The organism is Deinococcus hopiensis KR-140 (assembly GCF_900176165.1).
Taxonomy (GTDB): domain Bacteria; phylum Deinococcota; class Deinococci; order Deinococcales; family Deinococcaceae; genus Deinococcus; species Deinococcus hopiensis.
Genome location: NZ_FWWU01000010.1, coordinates 283,129 through 300,167, shown reverse-complemented (window position 1 = coordinate 300,167; position 17,039 = coordinate 283,129). Strand labels below are relative to the sequence as shown.

Below are 17,039 nucleotides of genomic sequence, written 5' to 3'. Positions count from 1 at the left end.
CTTTGTGCCCGCCACTGTAGCGCGGTCACGTCTCCCCCGTGCGCCCGCCCCGCTTCCGCAGCTGCCGTCCCAACCAGTACACCAGCACACCCGAAAACAGCCAGCCAGCCGACATCAGCAGTCTTCCACCCACAGTGCGGTTCGGCAGGAGAAGGGCCAGACCCACCAGTGTGACGCCCAGCAGCACGGCCAGAACCGCTCCCTGTTCCCGGAGAAGGGGCCGGACCCTCGCCACAGCGCTTCTCAGGTCTGGCGGCAGGCGCCAGTAGCGCCACACGTTGCGGATTCCGAGAACCGCCGCCAGCAGGGGCAGCAGGGCGGCGCCCACCTGCGGCACGGTGGCGGCGCGCCACACCCAGCTGTTTCGGGCCAGGGGCCGGGGCAGGTAAGCGTGGCTGAGGGCCTCGAAGTGCGCCCGGGCAACCGGATCGGCCGGTGCCATCCGCACGGCGTCCAGCGCGGTGCGCAGGGCCTGGTGCGGAGCGCGCCCCCGCAGCTGCGCCCAGGCGAGAATACCCAGCCCGGTCACCGACTCCGGTTCCTGCGCGAGCACTTGCCTCGCCAGGCGCTCCGCTTCGGGAACGTCGCGGCGCTTGAGGGCGAGTTCCGCCAACGCCAGCAGGGCAGGCGAGAAGTCCGGCTCCAGTTTCAGTGCCTGGCGCAAATGATCTTCCGCCTGTGTCTGGTCCTTGGTTTGCAGCAGCAGCCTGGCGAGCGTGACGTGGTATCCCGCGCCGAACGGGTCCAGACGGAGCGCTTCTCGGAGCGCCGCCTGCGCCTGCTCGGCATAGGCGCGCACGGCGCGGCGGCGCACATTGCGTCCGCGCACGTTCGCGTTCCACAGTGCCAGTCCGCGGTAGTACTGGGCCACACTGTGGTGTGGGGCAAGATGCAAGGCTGTTTCCGTTGCTTTCAGGGCGGCGGCGTATTCACCCGCGTCATGGTGCGCCTTGCTCAGCAAAATCCACCAGCGCGCGTTGTTGGGCTCGGCCGCCAGGAGTGGAGCGAGCAGCCGGAGCGCCTCTTGCGGACGGCCGAGGTCAAGCGCCGCCCGTACCCGCATGGAGGCCAGATCCTGATGGGTCGCTGCTGCCGTCATGCCCACTCCACTGTACCGGACGCGCCGGGCAGCGCCCGATACCGCCTTGCCCTCGCTCGGGGGTTTTCGGCGCCTGGCGCATCCGACGTCCGGTTTGGAGTGGCGGTGGCTTTCGCTGAAGCGCGGAGAACGGCGCTGGAAGCCAGGACCTTGAGAGCGGTCGCGTGGAGGGGTGTCGGCATCCCGGTCAGCTTGGCGGGAGCTGTACTGACCGCCGGGCCATGGGCCTGGTGCGGTATGGACCGGGGCCCTCCCGCAATGTGCCGCGCTGGTTCCCGCACCACCCGGCGGAGATTCTCCGCGTCCTCGTCAAGCCTTTTGCAGTACTGGAACGAGAAAAAAGTGAAGTTGTCATCTCCTGAACTGACCGGCACCTACCGGTGAAAAAGCTCCACCTGGCGGCAGGGCGGTATGCCAGCTCCACTCGGCTGCGGTATGGCAGGTTGGAGCTCTCCAGTGGAGCGGTGATTGCCTTACGGAGAACGGATGAAAACGCCCAAGGAGAGATCCCACTGAGGCCGGGTGCTGACGATACCGCTGTGTTTAGAGTCTGACCCTGACATCACGCACTTCGCTGCGCTCAAGACTCAGCTCTATCGGCCCTTCTGAAGTCGTGAAGTCGACGAACACATGGCCTTCGGCGCCTTGCAGGAGGTCATAGGCGCGCTCCACCGCCATACGGTCCAGTGCGTGATACTCCCGCACTCTTCCGCTGATCATCTCGATTCTGATTCCAGCCATGGTCCACCTTAGCTCCCTCTGTCAATCCATCTTCTTACAGAGAAGAGCCGGAATGCCTCAGGTATGCATCTGGGGAGGAATGGCCCGCCGCAAGGCGGCCTCATGACTTCAGCCTTCCCGTCCTACACGTGATGAATAGAAGTCAGTGCTCTGCGCAACCACGCCCTCGTTCATCTGCGATTTTCGCCTGCAGGCCAGCGGTGGAGCGCGGGAAGTTGAGAGGCGCTTCGAACTGGGCTGACGGGCTTCTGCCTGGAACTCGGGAATGTTGATCGGCGGATGCGGCGAGAGCAGCGTCATTTGGACTGTCAGCGCCGCGCGAATAACATGCAGAGCGTTGTTGCCGATGGGCAGAGCACAACAGGAGTCAAGCTGACGTGGACCTCTTCGAGAGCGCAGGACCAGACCCGGGCAAAGGTTGCCGAACTCCACCGGAAGCAGGCCCAGCAACGCGCCGCTCTCCATGGGCGCAGTCTTCCGGGTAGAGAAGCCTTCCTTGAACGCCTGGCAGAAGAACTCTGGACGCGCAGTGGGCAGATGCGCCCCCAGGGATGTCCTCGAAGCAACTGCTCCGCAAGGCGGAGCAGTTCAGTGGATGAACCCCTGGCAAGCGAAGCTTTTCCAGACGTGTGTCTGCGGGGCTGTGCAAAAAAAGCCTCTCTCGGAACGGTGGCGCCGCGGCATTCCCCGCGGCGCTTCAGGGCAGCGGGGTTTGATGTCGGCGCGGTTGGCGCTGCATACCGGTCCAGAAGATGTAACCCTGCGCGCGGGTCCTTGGGCGCTGGGAGCCGGCGTTCTCCCGCCGCTGGCGCACACAGAGGGCATCAGCGAAGTCGCGCGGGCGGGTCTCCGGACCGGCACCTTTGGCCGGGCCCCCTGGGTCAAGTGCCAGAGTCAGGGCGGCTCCGCGAACACTGTTCTCGGGAGCCTTGCGCCCGCGCCCCTCCCGAAGCCACCACAAGGTGGGGGGGAAGCGCAGCCACAACCCCCTTTCTCTGGCGCGGGGAGCTGTCCGTGCCCCGCCTTACGGCACAGGCAAGCGCTGGGGCGCCCCGGCGAGTATCAGGGCCGGGCACCGATGTTTAGCAGCACCCGGCCGCGCTTTCCACGTGTCGCCGCACGCTCAAAGGCTCCTGCCGCCCGGTCAAGCGGGTAGATACTGTCGATCACAGGGCGGAGTTCGCCCGATGAAGCCCGGTGAATAAGCTGCTCGAGGCCTGCAGACGTGCTGCGCAGCAGCAACAACCAGGCCGAACGGCGTGACGAGAAGGTCGCGCGTACGAACCCCGCCATGTCCCGCTGGGGATTTGAGGTGACGTACGTGCCGCGCGGCGCGAGGTGTGGAACTGCATCGGCGAACCGCGATGCACCCGGAGCGTCCACGATGAGGTTGAAGCGGTCGCCGTCCCGCCACCACCGTCCGTCCCGCCCGTCCCGTACATGGTGCGCTCCGAGGGTCCGGAGCCACTCGGCATGCGTGGGCGCGGCGACAGCAGTCACTTCCGCACCCTGCGCGTGGGCGAGTTGCACGGTCGACGCGCCCACACCTCCCGCCGCGCCGGCCACGAGACAGCGCTCACCTGCCCGGAGTGGACGGAGGCGTTCCAGGATGTCGAGGGCCGTGAGGCCTCCGACGATCAGGGCCGCAGCGTCCTCGTCCGGCAGGTGAGCGGGCAGTGTTTGCAGGTCGCGTTCAGGCATCGAGACAAATTCGGCGTGTGTACGCGGTCCGTGAAGGACATGGCTGTAGCCGATGACGCGTTGCCCTGACCGGATTCGGGCCCCATCGCTGCGCGCGATTCCGGAGAATTCGAGGCCGGTCACCACTGGGCCTGTTTGGCGCCAGCAGCGCACCTGGGGTTTCCACCCACCGTTTTGAATTTCAATGTCCATGCCGTTGACCGCTGAGAACAGCACCTCCACGAGGACTTCCCCAGGCCTGGGTATGGGAACGGGCACATCGACAAGTGTGGGCCTGGCGTTCGTCAGCGTTAATGCGCGCATGGTCGTCATTGCAGCGTCCACGGGCAAAGTGCCGGGGCGTGAGGGAGGGGGGGTGCGAGGGGGCGTGCGGGCATGAGACTTCCTCCTTGGCTCAAAAGCTACTTTTGGTAGGTTAACATAGGTAGGTTAAATTCCAGGGGTGACAAAGCCGGGGCACACTCCTGCAGACAAAAAGCCGGGCCGACTGCCCAGGGAGCAGCGTCGGCGCCAACTCCTTGACGTGGCCATCACGGTCATCCGCGACCGGGGCACGCAGGCGCTGACCCTCGTGTCGCTCGCCGAGCAGGCGGGCGTGAGTAAACCTGTGGTGTACGAGCACTTTGGAACGCGCGCCGGCCTCCTTCTGGCCCTCTACAACGAGTACGACGTCCGGCAGACGGAGGCCATCATGCAGACGCTTGCCGTGCGCACCCACACCCCTGAGGAGACCGCACGCGTCGTTGCAGGGGGCTACATCGACTGCGCCGTACTCTACGGCCATGAGTACAGCGCTCTTGCGGCCGCGCTCGCGGGCAGCACCGACACCAACCAACACAAGCAGTCGCGCCGCGCTGCCCACATGGAGCAATTGGCCCACGCCTTTCGGTCGTCTCTCCCCCGCTTTGGCGAACACGAACGCTCCGTGTTCTCGGGACTCCTCGGAGCCGCCGAAAGTCTCAGCGAGGACGCCGCAGCCGGACGACGGTCCCGCGATCATGCTGTGCGGGCCCTCAGCGCGCTTATCACCGCCGCACTTCAGGCCGTGGCCACCGAACCGGACCTTCCGTGAAGCGGGGCCAGGGGAACCCCCAGTTCCCTTGGGGCAAGAATTCTGGGCGCGCGGGAGAACGCACCGAGAACAGGCAGCCGGGCGGGCCGCGGAGCCCACAGCCCACCACCCGTCCGGCTGTCCACCGCACTCGTTCTCGAAATCCATCATGGACGTGCTCAAGCACTTCCTGAATGCGCCACATTCGGAATTGTGCGTTGCCAGGAAAAGGGTGAGGACACCCGTTTTCATGGGTATTTTGCAACTGTGTAGCGGCTGGGTGCGGAGCTGGGATGAGGCGGCACGCGAGGGGGGAGAGCCAGGCATGCCTGGGCTCCCGTTCGGTCTGAGCGCGGGGTTGGGCCACGGGCCAGCGTGAATACCCTACCCTGTCTCCATGACGAAGCCCCCTGCCCTCCGCGACCTTGGGGTGATCGGGGACCGACGCACCGCCGCGCTCGTAACCCACGCGGGCAGCGTCGTGTGGTACTGCCCGGGGCGGTTCGACGCGCCCCCCCTGCTCGCCGGCCTTCTCGACGCCGAGCGGGGCGGCGAGTGGTGGGTGGCGGGCGCCGCCCCACGGCGCCGCTCCTACTTGGGCGAGAGCGGCGTGCTGGAGACCCAGGTGGACACCCCGGACGGGGAGGTCACGCTGGTGGACTTCATGCCTTACGGTCCGGGACTGCCGCGTGGCGTGTGCCGGCTGGTGGGCGGAGCGGGAGGCGCCGCGCTGCTCCTGCGGGCCGCCCCCAACGACGCCCGGTACCCACCCCTCCTGGCGCAGGAGGGCGGCGCCGTGCAGATTGACCGGGATTGCTGGCTCAGCGCCTCCCACCCTCTCCAGGTGGAGGACGGAGCGGTCCGGCTGCGCGTTCCGGCAGGCGCGTCCGGCTGGGCCTTTCTGGGAGAACAGCTCCCGGAGCAGGCGAACCCGGAAGCGTGGCTCGAAGCGACCCTGACCGCGTGGCGGGGGGTGGCGAGCGAGACGGTGTACAGCGGCCCGTATGGGGAGGCGGTCCGCGCCTCCCTGCGGGCCCCTGCGGCTGCTCACGTTCGAGGAGACCGGCAGCGTGGTCAGCGCGGCCACCACCTCCCTGCCCGAGGTGATTGGCGGAGAGCGCAACTACGACTACCGGTACGTGTGGTTCCGGGACTCGGGCATGATCGTGCGCGCCCTCTCGCGGCTCAGTCCCGGCGACCACGGCACGCTGGCGCGCGGCTTTCTCGACTTCGTGTGCCGCTCCGCCTCGGGCAGAGACCTGGAGCGGCCGCTTCCCCCACTGGCGACCGTCCTGGCCGAGGACGCGCCGGGCGTAGAGGAGCTGGCCCTCGCCGGGTACCGGGGGAGCCGGCCCGTGCGCCGGGGCAACGCCGCCGCGACCCAGGTCCAGCTCGACGTGTACGGCAACATCTTGCTGTCGAGCGCGGCGCTGTACCGCCCCGCCGAGCTTGAGGAGCACTGGGGCGTCCTGGGGCCGGTCGGCGAGTACCTGTGCGCCCACTGGCGCGACCCCGATAACGGCATCTGGGAGGAGGAGGAGCCCCTGCCCTACCTGTCGAGCAAGGTGCTGGGCGCGGTGGGGCTGGAGCAGCTCGCCGCGCTGCACCCCGACCCGGCGACCGCACGCAGGTGGCGCGCGGTCGCCGGCGACATCCGGGCCTGGGTCGCCGAGCACGGCCTCACGGGTGAGGGTGCCTTTGCCGCCGTCGCCGGCGAGGACGCCGTGGACGTGGTGGCGGCGCTCTACCCCATCTGGGGCTACTGCGCGCCCGACACGCCAGAGATGCGGGCCACCCTGCAGGCGTTGGACCGCGATTGGCGCAGGGATGGCCTGTACTGGCGGGTCCTACGCGAGCGGGACACGGGCGAGGGCGCCTTCCTGGCGGGAACGCTGTGGGTGGCACTGTACTGGACGGCCGTGGACCCGGCGCGGGCGCGCGAGCTGCTGGAAACCGTGCTGACGTACGCCAACGACCTCGGATTGATCGCCGAGGAAGCGGACCCCGCCACGGGCACGCTCTTGGGCAACTTCCCGCAGACCTTTGTCCACGCCGCGGTGCTGGGGGTGATCGCCGAGTTGTGAACACGGCGGTCACCCCAGGGGCGGAAAGGTGGCCCATCGGCCGTCAGAGGGGAAGGGGCCTGGGCGGGACAAGTCGCGCCGGGAAGAACAGGGCGAGCGGCTTGGAGGAGGACCTTTCAGAGGTCCGGGTCTTTGATTTTTTCCAGTTTTCGCGCTGGCAACCGCCAAGCCAGTCTTTCTTAAAGGCGTTGATGACGCGGTGGGAACCGCTGAGGAAATGGACTCTGCAGGGCGTGGCTGCCGGGCCCATCCGTTCACGTCCGCCCGGTGTGGATTGATCTGCATGAAGTCCTTCGGCGTGCGCCGGCTCTCGGCTCCCGCACGCGGTGCAGTCTTCCAATGAAGCGGTGTTGGAACACAGGCGAACCGTTCCGCACACTCCGTGCCACAGGCGCGGGGGCAGCGACCTCAAATGCGTCTGCGAAAGATCAGGGTGAACGTTTGGCCAAGCGGCAAACCATCACCTCGTAGAGGAGGTGTTCCGCTGTTTCCGGCAGCGCCTCGCCGTCCCCCACCATGCCCCCTGATTTCCAGGGCCAGGCAAAGCTCCGCTCCACGGCCCACCGCCGTTTCCATACCGCGAATCCCGTGGGCACTCCGGCGACGCGCGGAGGCGCTTTGGTGCCCAGGTGCTCGGCCGGCCTGACCAGGGACGCTTCACGGTCTCCGGCGTTCAGCCCAGCAGCGTTCCCTGTTTCCCGGTGTATCCCGCATCTGCCCGCAGGTGTCTCTTTCGGGGAAAGGCGTTCGGCACTCCCCGCAGGAGGAGGACCGGGCCGCCTCCAAATGTCCGCGTCATGCACTTTGATCGCCATGACGGGCCAGGGCGTGTTCATAGACAGATCACGCTCGCGTCCATGGCCCTTTTTGCCACCGCCGTATCCACGTGGCCCACCCGCCCCAGTGATTTTGACCGGTTGATGCGGTTTCCGGATCACCCGTTACTACTACAGTTGCAGTTGGCGATTCCGTCTCTAAAACACGGGAATTCTCGGGAGGTGACTGGTGACAGAAAGCCCTTGAACAGCAGGTTCCTGGAGCAACTGCAACTGTAGTAGTTACACCCGCTCCGGTAATTCCACACTTCTGTGTCACCGTTTTTCCGCCTCGCTCTGCTGCGCGGCGCGTCTGCTCGGGTTGGCCCCTGATTTCATCCCAGAGGCACCGGAATCCTTACGGCTGCCCAGGATTCCAGCGCTTGGTGCCTCAGGGCGTCCTTCTTGCGCTCAGACCAGTTCCCAGATGCCCCAAATGCCTGGCCGCCTCCATGGGCGTGGTCGGTCGTTTGCCAGGAGGCAGATCGTGGGGCCGTTCCCCACAGGCGGCCCACAAAGGACGGGGAAGACGCTGCCCTAATTTTTCCCGCAAGGAGCGCTTGCGCGGGCGACCCACAAGAGATTCAGGAGGGGCCAGCGGCCCAAGGACGTTCCGCCCGGCACCGGTAAGGTCGTCTCGGGAGGTGACGCCCGCGTTCTGGAGAGCGTCAAGCCCCCACGTGAACTGCACCTGCTCCATGTCTCCAGGAAACCAGGTCTGTCAGAAACCTGATGGAGACGTAATGATAAATAGTTAAAGTATGAGTGAAGACATGCTGCAAATCCTGTCGTTGCCCTTGCTGTTCAGCATCCTTGGCGCGGGGTATGTCTCGCTCAACGATGAGCAACGTCGCCCCCAGGCCCTCCTGGCCATGGTGCTCTTTCAGGTGGTGGGCAGCATTGCGTACACCTGGCAACCGGGACTCGCCCTGTTTGCCCTGCTGACCCTGCACGCCGCTGTGGCCGCCGCCTTGATGACGTACCACGCGCAGTCACGCCCCCTGCTGGCGCCGAGCAAAGACTAGCCCTGCTCCTCGGTGCGGTAAAAAGCGCCACTGAGTAAGGCATTTTTTCGCACTTCACCAGGAGCCGCACCAACGGAGCGGGCGCAGACTTTTTCCGGTGGTTCCCGCTCGCATTCCAGCGCGTCGCCCGTCACGGCCTCCGCGGGAGGGTTCCGACCGTGGTGCAGCGACCTTCCAACTCGTTCAGGAGGGCTCGCGCACCGTAAATCGCCGCGCGGAGTTCGCCATCGGCCTGCAGCCCTGATCTCCCCACGGCGCTGGCATGCAGGGTGAGGCCGCGAGCGGCGTTATCGTTCAGCCGTTGCAGGTACGCGTGTGCCTGTGCGCTGCTGAGGGCGGCAGGCGCCGCCCGGCGCAGATACCGGGGTTCGAGCCGACTGGCCTGCACGGTACTTTCCGCCTGAAGGCGTTTCTCGCGGGCGTGGGCACGGGCAGCGCTCGCCGCTTCGATGGCGTCTGAGGTCATGGTGCGCCGCAATTCGCAGAGGCTGTTCAGGTACTCAAGCTGCGCGCTTGCCGCGTCGCGCAACGCCTTACGGGTGCCGATGCTCAGCCAGGTGGGGTAAAGCAATGCCGCAACCAGGGCCAGCGCGCCGCCCAGCAGGGTAAGCGCCAGCCTCAGGCCGATCACGGTACTTTCTGCGGCCCCTGAGGCCGCGATGGCAAAGACCACGTACAGCGTGAGTGAAGCCGAGAAGGCCGCGTAGCCAGTGGGAAAAAACGCGAAGGCCAGGAAAGACCCCAGGAGGCTCCACCAGGCGAGTTGGGGCGCAGCCGGGTGAAAGAGCAGCGTGACGAGTTCCGCGCCCAGGACCCCCGCTACAGTGCCGCCCAGCCGTGCCACTCCACGCGTGAGGGTGGTCGCGTACTCCTGGCGCAAGACGACGGCTGCCGTCAGCACCAGCCAATACCCGTGCGGAACTTGCATCAGGCGTGCGGTGAGCGTCGCCAGGCCCAGCACCAGACCGTACTTCACGGCGTGCCGCGTTACGGGCGAATCCCACTTGAAAGGCGGTAATTTCATCAGGGTGGCCCACACGGAAGGGGCCGCCGCGCCGTCACGCGGAGCGTCCATCTGAATGGGGGGACGGTTCAGATCCCTCAGCAGGTTCAGGATGAGACCTGCCCACCGGCTCAACTCGCCCGCCTGCGATTGACGGAGTTCGTCGTCCTGCCGGTTCAAGCGGATCAGCGTATCGGCGCGCAGCTGGGGCTGGCCGCGCTGAACGCTTCCTTCGACCTGGCGCAACGCTTGGGCCAGTACCTCACCCGTCCGCTGCGCCAACAGCGCTTGTCCATGCGCTCGGCATTCGGCGTCCGCCTTCACGTAGCCGATCAGGGCCGCCCTGATCCCTTCGGCAATTTGCAGGGCGTGACGCAGGGCCGCGTGCTCGTCCTTCCAGCCCTGTGCGCGGATTTCTCCCAAGACCGCCCAGGCGTCTTGCAGGCTCTGGGCCTCGGGGAGCTGGCCCGGCCCGGTGGGTAGATCCGCCAGTTGCCTGGCCTGAGAGCGGTACACCTGCGCCACCGCCCTGCGTTCCAGACGGCGGGGGCTGATGGGCCAGACCACGGCCAGCAGAAACGTCTGTAGCAGTCCCCCGGCCAGGATCAGCAGTCCACTCAGAGGCGCGGATGAGGGCGGCAGCTGCAGGCCGGCCAGGACGATGAACGTCGTGGTGCTGGAGACACCCACGCTGAGGTTGGTGGCCCCCGCCGCGCTGTAACCGGTCAGCAGCATGCCCAGCAGGGTCGTGACCAGCGTGCAAGCCAGGGTGTTTTGCCCGACGAGCGCGCCAAGCGTGCCCAGCAGGGCCGTGCCGACGCTGACGCTCAGCATCACCTGAATGCGCCGCAGCGGTACGCTGTTCATGCTCGGCAGCGCGGCGTTCATGGCGCCGTTCGCGGCCAGCAGTCCCCAGGTGGTGTGTCCGGTGACTCCCGCCCAAACGGCGGGTAACGCCAGCCCCACCAAGCTGCGAAAGGCGGAGTAGGGACGCCACTTGCGCACATTGAAGGCGAAAGCCATTCGGAGTACCAGGGCACGCCGCCTCGTCATACTTCACTCTGGCACACCACCGTCAGCGGGGAGGGCGACACCGCGTAGGGTGAGGCCTGCGCACGAACACATCTGGCCAATTCTGGACCGTGCCGACGACGGCGCACCCCGGTTCGGGGCTGGAGGGCTTACGCGGGCTGAGGAGCACCGCACTGCCGCGCTCAAGCGCGTCCACATCTACGCGCACCGCCCTGCGCCCACGCGCAGCGTAACGGAATGAGACGGTCTCCTGGCCGGGGTGCACTTGCGGGTCCCATTCCCTGGGACCGGGGTGGGGACGGTCTGTCCCCGCAGCAGGAGGAATTCGCGAGCGGGGTCAGAGGCGGCGCCGGAGGTAAAGACAAGAACGGCTGCAACCTACATCTTCTATTAAGCTGGAGCTCATGCTCCACCGTTCTAGGTCCCGTGTGCGCCGACGCCGCGACCCTGCGGTGGAAAAGTCTGCCTTTGCGCAGGTGGTGGACGGGCTGGCGCAGGGCGCCCTCCTGGTTGGCCTGCACTCGCTGCGCGAGGCGACCACCCCTCACGAGGTGGCGGACCGCCTGGCCGAGGGCGCGCTGCGGCTCTCGTGTGGGCGCTGGAGCGCGGTGGCGCTGTGGGACGGCGTGGAGGTGAAGGAGGGGGAGCTTGCCCGGGTCGTGGCGGTGGCCGGAGAGGGAGGGCCGCGCAAGGGCGCGCTTCTGGGGCTGGGCGCCGACCACGCGAGGTGGCCGCTGTGCAGCGTGGGGGGCAGGGTACTCGCCCTTCTGCTCGTTCCGGCCTCCGCACCGCGCACGTGGGGCCTGGACCTGCTGGCCGAGTCGGGCGCGGACGCGCTGGAACGGGCGCGGGCCGGGTCTCCGGGACAGCAGGCCAAGGTACGGCTGGAGGCCGCGGCCCGCGCCCACGAAGCGCTGCGGCCCGCCAACACCGTGCGCGACGTCCATCAACTCGCGCTTGAAGAAGGGCTACGCCAGACGATGGCTTCCATGACGATGCTGCTCGTGCGGGGCTGGGACGAGGCGGGCACCGAATACCTGGAGATCACGGGCGCCGCGGGCACCGGAGGGGCGAGCGAGGTGGTGGCCCGCTCACTCGGGCGGCGCCTGCTGCGGCCTGCGGGTTTGGCATGGCGGGTGGTGGATTCGGGCGCGCCGGTATACGTCCCGGACGTGGCCGCCGAAGCAGACACGGTCTTTCTGACGGGCGAGCCCGTACGGGCGGCGTACGTGGGGGTGCCGCTGACCGACGCGCTGGGCGAACTTATCGGTGTGCTGTCGGCCAACACGGCGGCGGCGGGCGGCGACCTCGTGGAGATGGACCGCTACACGCTCGAAGCCCTCGCGCAGGCGGTGGGCGCGGCGGTGGGGCGGTTGGAGGCCCTGGCGCTGACCCGCGTGGAGGCCGAGCGCTACCGCCGGGTGGCCGAACTCTCCGGGCGGCTCGAAACCCTGAACGACCCCGAGGATATCGCCCGTGAGGCGCTGGAGGCCATGCTGGGCCTCACCCAGCTGGAGTCGGGCATGCTCGCGGTGGTGGGGGGCGGGCGGCTCCACCACCGCCTCGCCGTGGGGCAGTACTCGCGGGCGTTCGCGCGCGTGGGGCAAGGCGCCCCCCTGAAGCCCGGCGAGGGGCTGCTCGGCTCCATGCTCGCCGAGCCCCACCTCTTTCACGTTCCCGACTACCTCACCTGGAGCCGCGCCGCGCAGCACGTCGCGGACGGCGCGCCCCGCACCCTGCTCGCGGCGCCGCTGTACCGAAAAAATGCGCTCTACGGAGCGCTGATCCTCGGCAGCTTTTCGGGTCCCGTGACCGTCCGCCCAGAGGACGTGCGCTTCTTCGAGGCGGTCGCCCGCCGGGTCGAGCGGGCGCTGGAGCGGGCGCTGCACCTCGACGAGTTGCGCCAGAACCACGAGGCGGTGCTGCGCGCCATCGGCCTGACGCTGGAGTACCGCGACTACGAGACCAAAGGCCATATCGACCGCGTAACAACCCTCGCGCTACGCCTGGGGCGGTCCCTCAACCTGAGCGAGGACGAGATCAAGCACCTGCGCTGGGGGAGTTACCTGCATGATGTGGGCAAGATCGCCATCCCCGACGCGGTGCTGCTCAAACCCGGTCACTTTACTCCCGACGAGTGGGAGATCATGAAAAGCCACGTCCTGACCGGCGTGGCCCTGCTCTCGGCGCTCGACTTTATCCCCATGCCCGTGCTGGAGATCGTTCGGCACCACCACGAGCGCTGGAACGGGCGCGGCTACCCCAACGGGCAGGCTGGAGACGACATTCCGCTGCTCGCCCGCATCTTCCAGATTGCCGATGTGTACGACGCCCTCACCTCCGAGCGCCCTTACAAGCCTGCCTGGAGCCACGCCGAAGCCCTGGCCGAGATCGTGGCCGAGTCTGGACGCGGATTTGATCCCACCCTTGTCGCTGCCTTTGCCCGGTTGCCGCCACCGTAGCGGGAGGGCACGTCCCGCAACCCCGTCCGGCAGAACCGGGGCCACCTCCAGGAGGGTCGCCCCGGTCCACGCGCCCCAGGCAGCGCTTCTCAACCCCCTGGGGCGCGGCCATAGCCGCGGTGCACAACCCTCCGCCGTTTTGCTCCTTCTGGGAGCGGATGCTGGTGGAAGGAGGTGGCGTCGCGGGGATTGACGCAGTGGGCACAGGAAATAAGGATTGGGGTTCATCCGTGATGAAATTACGGATGAACCCGAGCGGAAGTGCAGCGCTGCGCAGCAGCGGGGACAGAGCGGATGACTCCCAAACCGTATGGAAGGCCGCCGAGAACGCCCCCGCCCTGAACGGCAGCCTGATTCTCACCGCCAGGCGCAGAGGCGCGGTCCTCGGAAGCCGCCTCAGCTTCCGGGTGCCCGTCGCCTCTGCCAGCGTCTACAACGCCAGTCGCCGGAAGCGGTGGACGCGAGGTTGGCGGCACGGGTGGTGTTCGGGCACTTGCGCGCGCAGTGGTTGTATCTGGTGCCCGGCGGCCTCTGGCCGTCTGAAGCGCGGGCGATGCGCAGGGGGTAGGCTGGAGCGCGGTCAATGGCCCGCGTGGTTTCAGCGCAGAAGAGCGCGAGGGGGCACCAGGCGTACAGGTCACGAGGGCCCGACCGGTGGGACTGGGGGCGCAGGAAGCCGTACTGGAACAGGACGTTGCGGTAGAGGTCGCTGAGTGGGGATGGTGGTGGGAGTGAAGCGGGATCAGGTTGACCCCGCTGCGTGGCCGCGCAGTCAGCTCCACCAGGAACCGGGAGACCGGCGGGTGTTCACGAACGTGAGCCGCCGGGTGGCGGCGGAAGTGCATGTGGACCTGCTCCGGGTGAACGGACCCCAGCCGGGCGCGGGGGCGGTGACAGGCCTTCTGGGTCCTGCTTTGCACGGGCAGTCGAGGAGGAGCGCGCGGCGCGCGTGGCCGCGGATGGCGGATCGTCTCGCCTGCCCCCCGGCCCTCGCGGTTGTCTGGTCGCCCTGGCCATCCTCCTGATCTGGAGAGGTGGACGGCAGTTGCCTGGAGGCCTCCGCGCATGGACCCAGCCGTCGGAATAACTTCAGTGTCGGAAAAGCGTCTCTGTCCAACGGCCCTCAAGCGGGATGTAGAGCATGTGTCAACGTGCGGGCTTCTTTTGGACCGGGCCTGGCGAGCGGAATGCGCACGGGGGAGAATGGGGCGCCGTGAGGGCTGCCCCTTCCACGCGCGGCGCCATTCGGACAACTGCTCTAAACGGAAGCGGCCAGTGCCCGAGCCAGAATTTCGCGCAACAACGCAGCTTTGCCGTTGTTGTATTGAAACGCGTACTCGTACTCACGCTCCGCGACGGCCTTCTTATGCTCCCCGTACGCCCCCCGGTCCGTCTCATTTGCCCGGAGCCAGTCACGAAAGATGAGGTGCCGCTGCGCCTCCGGGCTCCCCACCGTCCACACGTGCAGATTGATGTCCGTGTCCGGCCCCTTGAACAAGCGGTGTTCGTGCCACTCCGGCTCGCGAATCGTCAGCCGGTACCCTGCCGCTTCCAGGACAGGCACATACGCGGCTTCATCCGCAGAATCGTCCAAGGTCAGGTCCACGTCGATGGTTGGTTTGGCAGCCAAGCCAGGGACCGACGTCGAGCCGACGTGATCCAGTGCCCTGACGCGCTCCCCCAGCAGGGCACGCAGCCTTGCCGCTTCCCGCTCGTACCACTGCGGCCACTCCGGGTTGTAGTCAACGACTTGCAGTTTGCTGGTGAGCTTCGGCATCCCGCCGACGAAGGCTGCCTCGACCTGCGCTTGGCTGAGAGGGGCGTCGGTGGGCATCAGTTCGTGGCGTTCCGGTTCCATGTCGCCGGGATTGTCTCTCGCCCCTCCCGGCTGAGCAATACACCGATTGCGCTATCTGCTGGTGTGGAAGCGAACTCGGCAGCTTCAGGCCAGATGCGGCAGGGGTGTGGAATAGAACTCCGCGGTGAAAGTCCCCCGTGGGTCCTACCGAGTCCATGACCACCACGTTCTCTCCCCGGCCATCCAGCCCCTGCACAAAGGCCTGTGTGCTAGATGGGGGGCAGATCCCCCTGAGGGACGCCCTCTTGTTGCGCATAATTCGCAGTCTCCGTGTGGAGTTGTGGATGTGCTGGGCCTGACGCCCCCTTCAGAACGTCAGGGAGGCGTGAAAAAGCCGGCCCCAGTCGGGTGTATCTGCGATGAAAGCACCCAGGAGCCGGGGCGCCCGACGCCAGTCGGTCTTCACCGGCGCCGATGCTGGGGATGACCCAGGCGCCAACGGCGGTCCTGTACCCGCTGAAGTATGCCGTTCCCCTGCCTGGAAGTGGAAAAACGCGGTACCAGCGTCTTGAGAACATGCCATTCTCGTTGCCCGAAGCGCTGTCCCCGCGCTTTGCCGTGTTCTTGCCCCCGGAGGGCGAACTCGGCCTGATTCCCGACCAATCAACTGGAGATTCGGACAGCGTGACGTCAACGCGCTTCTGCTGTGGAAGATGCGGGGCCCACTCGGCCGGAGCGCGTCAAGGCGCTGTTCACGGTCGTCACTGCGGCGTTCATCTGGGCGTGTCCGACCGGAGAGGTTCGGGAATCGCAACAAGGCGTCAGGCGCAGAGCACACGGACACCGCGGGTGTTTGCGTTTTGGCAGGGTGTGGATCCCCTCCAAGACCTCCTTTTGCATTCCTCCCCCACCTCACGGTGCACCTTGGCCGCTCTCCTCCCGCGTTCCGAAGGGAAATCAGGCCCCTGACCTATGCCGTTCTGGCGTCCACGCAGGGAAATGCAGCAGCCTTTCTCGCTACGGCGGGCGCTGGATTTGGAGGGGGCCTCATTTTTCGGGCTGGAGTGTTGGGTACTGCCGGGCAAGCAAGGGGTGGTGCAGCCGTTGTGCACCCCGGTAAGGACTGAGCTTGAGGATTAGGATGAGGTTGGAGGGCATAGCATGGACATGCTGGAGGGTTTCGGCCAAGAGGAGCGCGAACAGCGTGAGCGCTACCTCGCCCGGTGTGTGCGGGTCTCCCTTCGGCACCGCAAGTTCCAGATCATGGGAGCGGGAGTTATAGGTGTCCTCGGGGCGTTTCTCGCGGGATGGGGTCTGGCGTTGGCCCTTGTGCCAGGGGCGCTACTCATATTCGTGAGCATGCTGTTCGTGGCGATTCGGTCTCGGCAGCGGCACGCTCTGGATTGAGCGCTGACGGGTTGACCCTGCTACGCTCGCGTTATGATCGTCCCGTTTATTGTGGTTCAACTCCGTCGGACTGAGGATGTGCAGGAACGCGAGGGCGAGTGGCGATGCAGCCCCGCGCGTGCCCGCGCCCTGATGCTGACGCCCGAAGCGGCGGGTACGATCGACCGTTTAGCGGCGCTGTCCGCGGAGATCGACCAGCCCAGTCCGCACGGGCGTCCAGCTCTGGATCAAGTGGTGTTTGCCTTTCGGGAGCACGATGGACGGCAGCGTTTTGCCGGCGTGATTGTTCGCACGCCGGTGGGGCAAGTTCTCCGGCATTCCCCGGTGGTGCCGGGGGAATCGGGCAGTTTGGTGGCCTGGTTCCTGCCCATGCAGGTGACGGAACTGATTGCGTCCGCGAGGCAGCCCGAGGAAGTGCCCCTGTTGGAAGGCACCGCGAAGACGCCGGCTGTTCCCGCTCCTGCCGCAGAGGTGGCCGCGCCTGCGGCGTCGCCGCGCGCGAAGGTGAAGACGTTGGAGGACCTCATTGCTCTTGGGGAGGAGGCCTCCTTCAGCGACTACGCGGGTGTGCGGAGTGGACGGGACGCGTTCTCGTCGAAGAAGTTAGAGAAGTTGCGGGAAGAACTGGGCGAGCGGGCCACGGAAGCGGAGGAAGCGGCCCGCACACTGATGCCGGAGTTGGAGGATGCCGGGTTGGCGCGAGTGCTCCGGTGGGTGGGACGGGGGTTGTCTCCAGCGCAGGCGGCGCGCATCACGCAGGTGCATGACGAACTCGCGGAGGCACACCGCGGGCCCTCCAGCGCAGGCTGAGCGGCACGCCG

The 17,039-nt window shown here is 67.1% G+C and carries 13 protein-coding genes and 1 pseudogene; 8 read left to right on the top strand and 6 right to left on the bottom strand.

The genetic code is table 11. The features are described from left to right. Nucleotides 1-25 precede the first annotated feature (25 nt). From B9A95_RS30020 to B9A95_RS30010, 4 genes are all read right to left on the bottom strand, one after another. A complete protein-coding gene (locus tag B9A95_RS30020) occupies nt 26-1,099 on the bottom strand; it encodes a tetratricopeptide repeat protein (protein WP_084051256.1) in 1,074 nt (357 codons plus the stop codon). A gap of 543 nt (nt 1,100-1,642) precedes the next feature. After that, the gene (locus tag B9A95_RS30015; protein ID WP_084051255.1) at nt 1,643-1,840 is read right to left on the bottom strand and encodes a hypothetical protein; all 198 of its coding nucleotides are present in this window, start codon (nt 1,838-1,840) and stop codon (nt 1,643-1,645) included. Between the two features lie 108 nt (nt 1,841-1,948). Continuing rightward, on the bottom strand, nt 1,949-2,305 hold the full coding sequence (locus tag B9A95_RS32950) for a hypothetical protein (protein ID WP_139807163.1): 357 nt from the start codon (nt 2,303-2,305) through the stop codon (nt 1,949-1,951). A gap of 597 nt (nt 2,306-2,902) precedes the next feature. Beyond that, the gene (locus B9A95_RS30010; protein ID WP_084051277.1) at nt 2,903-3,844 is read right to left on the bottom strand and encodes an NAD(P)-dependent alcohol dehydrogenase; all 942 of its coding nucleotides are present in this window, start codon (nt 3,842-3,844) and stop codon (nt 2,903-2,905) included. A 220-nt stretch (nt 3,845-4,064) separates the two neighbouring features. On the opposite strand from B9A95_RS30010, the gene B9A95_RS30005 reads away from it, so the two are divergent. The 4 genes and pseudogenes from B9A95_RS30005 to B9A95_RS29990 all read left to right on the top strand — a co-directional run bounded on the left by B9A95_RS30005 (nt 4,065) and on the right by B9A95_RS29990 (nt 8,516). Further along, nucleotides 4,065-4,613, top strand: coding sequence for a TetR/AcrR family transcriptional regulator (locus tag B9A95_RS30005; RefSeq protein WP_170928866.1), 549 nt, complete (start codon nt 4,065-4,067; stop codon nt 4,611-4,613). Nucleotides 4,614-4,989: 376 nt separating this feature from the next. After that, nucleotides 4,990-5,289 (top strand): annotated as a pseudogene (locus B9A95_RS35940) (trehalase-like domain-containing protein); the annotation flags it as partial. 307 nt (nt 5,290-5,596) lie between these two features. Further along, nucleotides 5,597-6,676 carry a glycoside hydrolase family 15 protein gene (locus tag B9A95_RS35935; RefSeq protein WP_245808589.1) on the top strand — a complete coding sequence of 360 codons (1,080 nt, stop codon included), beginning with the start codon at nt 5,597-5,599 and terminating at the stop codon, nt 6,674-6,676. A 1,576-nt stretch (nt 6,677-8,252) separates the two neighbouring features. Continuing rightward, the gene (locus B9A95_RS29990) at nt 8,253-8,516 is read left to right on the top strand and encodes a hypothetical protein (protein ID WP_084051252.1); all 264 of its coding nucleotides are present in this window, start codon (nt 8,253-8,255) and stop codon (nt 8,514-8,516) included. Nucleotides 8,517-8,646: 130 nt separating this feature from the next. On the opposite strand, the gene B9A95_RS29985 is transcribed toward B9A95_RS29990, so the two are convergent. Continuing rightward, nucleotides 8,647-10,572: an FUSC family protein gene (locus B9A95_RS29985; protein WP_139807161.1), complete on the bottom strand. Its 1,926-nt coding sequence runs from the start codon at nt 10,570-10,572 to the stop codon at nt 8,647-8,649. Nucleotides 10,573-10,621: 49 nt separating this feature from the next. On the opposite strand from B9A95_RS29985, the gene B9A95_RS34320 reads away from it, so the two are divergent. Together B9A95_RS34320 and B9A95_RS29980 are read left to right on the top strand one after the other, a co-directional pair. Beyond that, nucleotides 10,622-10,792, top strand: coding sequence for a hypothetical protein (locus tag B9A95_RS34320; protein ID WP_170928865.1), 171 nt, complete (start codon nt 10,622-10,624; stop codon nt 10,790-10,792). Between the two features lie 163 nt (nt 10,793-10,955). Continuing rightward, nucleotides 10,956-13,013: an HD domain-containing phosphohydrolase gene (locus tag B9A95_RS29980; RefSeq protein ID WP_084051250.1), complete on the top strand. Its 2,058-nt coding sequence runs from the start codon at nt 10,956-10,958 to the stop codon at nt 13,011-13,013. A gap of 1,258 nt (nt 13,014-14,271) precedes the next feature. Here B9A95_RS29980 and B9A95_RS29975 read toward each other — a convergent pair. Beyond that, nucleotides 14,272-14,871 (bottom strand): GrpB family protein, encoded by a 600-nt coding sequence (locus tag B9A95_RS29975; protein ID WP_245808588.1) that lies wholly within the window; start codon nt 14,869-14,871, stop codon nt 14,272-14,274. 1,101 nt (nt 14,872-15,972) lie between these two features. Between B9A95_RS29975 and B9A95_RS29970 the strand changes: the two genes are divergently transcribed. Together B9A95_RS29970 and B9A95_RS29965 are read left to right on the top strand one after the other, a co-directional pair. After that, nucleotides 15,973-16,218: a hypothetical protein gene (locus tag B9A95_RS29970; RefSeq protein WP_084051249.1), complete on the top strand. Its 246-nt coding sequence runs from the start codon at nt 15,973-15,975 to the stop codon at nt 16,216-16,218. A gap of 33 nt (nt 16,219-16,251) precedes the next feature. Further along, nucleotides 16,252-17,028: a hypothetical protein gene (locus B9A95_RS29965; RefSeq protein WP_084051248.1), complete on the top strand. Its 777-nt coding sequence runs from the start codon at nt 16,252-16,254 to the stop codon at nt 17,026-17,028. Nucleotides 17,029-17,039 lie beyond the last annotated feature (11 nt).

Bases quoted from the DNA above. Each gene is read 5' to 3' on its own strand.
- B9A95_RS30020 (WP_084051256.1), bottom strand. From the start codon at position 1,099: ATGACGGCAGCAGCGACCCATCAGGATCTGGCCTCCATGCGGGTACGG.
- B9A95_RS30015 (WP_084051255.1), bottom strand. From the start codon at position 1,840: ATGGCTGGAATCAGAATCGAGATGATCAGCGGAAGAGTGCGGGAGTAT.
- B9A95_RS32950 (WP_139807163.1), bottom strand. From the start codon at position 2,305: ATGGAGAGCGGCGCGTTGCTGGGCCTGCTTCCGGTGGAGTTCGGCAAC.
- B9A95_RS30010 (WP_084051277.1), bottom strand. From the start codon at position 3,844: ATGCGCGCATTAACGCTGACGAACGCCAGGCCCACACTTGTCGATGTG.
- B9A95_RS35935 (WP_245808589.1), top strand. From the start codon at position 5,597: ATGGGGAGGCGGTCCGCGCCTCCCTGCGGGCCCCTGCGGCTGCTCACG.
- B9A95_RS29990 (WP_084051252.1), top strand. From the start codon at position 8,253: ATGAGTGAAGACATGCTGCAAATCCTGTCGTTGCCCTTGCTGTTCAGC.
- B9A95_RS29985 (WP_139807161.1), bottom strand. From the start codon at position 10,572: ATGACGAGGCGGCGTGCCCTGGTACTCCGAATGGCTTTCGCCTTCAAT.
- B9A95_RS29980 (WP_084051250.1), top strand. From the start codon at position 10,956: ATGCTCCACCGTTCTAGGTCCCGTGTGCGCCGACGCCGCGACCCTGCG.
- B9A95_RS29975 (WP_245808588.1), bottom strand. From the start codon at position 14,871: ATGGAACCGGAACGCCACGAACTGATGCCCACCGACGCCCCTCTCAGC.
- B9A95_RS29970 (WP_084051249.1), top strand. From the start codon at position 15,973: ATGGACATGCTGGAGGGTTTCGGCCAAGAGGAGCGCGAACAGCGTGAG.
- B9A95_RS29965 (WP_084051248.1), top strand. From the start codon at position 16,252: ATGATCGTCCCGTTTATTGTGGTTCAACTCCGTCGGACTGAGGATGTG.